The organism is Frankia gtarii, assembly GCF_025403375.1.
Taxonomy (GTDB): domain Bacteria; phylum Actinomycetota; class Actinomycetes; order Frankiales; family Frankiaceae; genus Frankia; species Frankia gtarii.
The window spans coordinates 1-1325 of record NZ_JAMPTM010000539.1 but is presented as its reverse complement, the minus strand read 5'-3'; the positions used below and the strand labels follow the sequence as shown (position 1 = coordinate 1325).

Annotated in this window: 1 protein-coding gene and 1 pseudogene; one reads left to right on the top strand and one right to left on the bottom strand. The window is 74.0% G+C overall.

Going from position 1 to position 1325, the window contains the following annotated elements; genetic code table 11:
• Window positions 1-518 (bottom strand): hypothetical protein (locus NBZ83_RS32175; RefSeq protein WP_261576519.1); only part of this gene is annotated, 518 nt, incomplete at its 3' end.
• Between the two features lie 160 nt (window positions 519-678).
• On the opposite strand from NBZ83_RS32175, the pseudogene NBZ83_RS32170 reads away from it, so the two are divergent.
• Window positions 679-1325: pseudogene (locus tag NBZ83_RS32170) on the top strand (LysM peptidoglycan-binding domain-containing protein); the annotation flags it as partial.

Here is a 1325-nt window from a genome sequence, read left to right as displayed (position 1 = left end):
GCCCGGACCCGCCCACGGCGGGCGAACTCGCCCACCGCGTGCTCGGCGACCTCGAGGAAGTCCGCCCCCACCCGCACCGGCATCCCGTGCAGGCTTGTTCCGTCCACGAGCAGCAGCGTGCACGCGCAACGGTCGCGCACGAGTCCGCGCAGCACATAGCGCAGGTCCAGTTTCGCGGCCAGCGGCCCCTCATGACCCGGCTGGGCGGAGACGACGGGCAGGTTCTCGACCGCGAGCAGCGATCGCATCGGCACCAGCACCTCCGTCGCGCCGGGCTCCGCGAGCAGGAACCAGTCCACCCCCAGCGCGGACAGCGTGCCGTGCAACGTCTGCGGGGCCAGCTGCCCGCCCAGCACCCGGCAGCGCGCCGGGTGGCCCACGACCGGCCGCAGGCGGTCGATCAGCCGCAGGTAGGCGGCCTCCCGGCGGCTGCGGTCGGCAAGCTCGGCGGCAAGCTCGGCGGCCTCGTTCTCCTCCCACTGCAGCTCGAGGTCCGCGAACAGGTCCTCCCAACGCATCGGTTCTCCTCCCGTACGGGTACGTTCCGCTGCACGCCGGACGACTCGAATCCTCACGCACGACGCAAGCGGGATTGACAGTGCGGCTCCAGAGGTTTACACAACCAAACATAGGCAAACGAAGTCGTTCGACCACATCCGGCGGACAGGAGCAGTGACGATGATCGCGGGAGCGGCGCGGCGGACGCTGGCGCTGTTCGCCAGCGCGGCCGGAGCCGTGGGCACGGCGATCATATTGATCGTCTTCGGCCCTCGGCTGGCGGACCTGCCGGGCAGCCTCGGCGACGTGCCGGGCTGGTTCACCGCGGCGCCCGAGCAGGCCCTCGTCACTGTCGTCGGCGCGGTGGCCTGGCTGTGCCTGCTCTGGCTGTGCCTGGGCGTCCTACTCGCGGTGGCCGCCGCCGTCCCCGGCGCCGTCGGCCGGCTCAGCGCGGCGCTGGCCCGTCTGATCCTGCCCCGCGCGATGCGCAGGCTGATCGAGCTCGGCCTCGGCGTCACCCTGGTCGCCGGCGTCGCCCCGGTGATGGCGGCGATGCCCGCCATGGCCGCCGGCACCCACCCTGCCCCTGGGATCGCCGTCACGGCGTCGGCGACGTCTCCCGACCTCGACCGTCCAGCAACGGCGGTGCTCGGCGCGGCCGGGCTGCCCGACCTCGACCGCCCGACTCCGGCCGCGCCCCAGCTGCCCGACCTCGGCCGCCCGGCCTCCGCCGCCCCGGCCGCCGCCGCGGACGCGAGTGCCAGGCCGACGATCTCGGTGCCGGGTCTGGGCGAAGCCATCCCCGTCGTCGACCTGCACGCGACCGC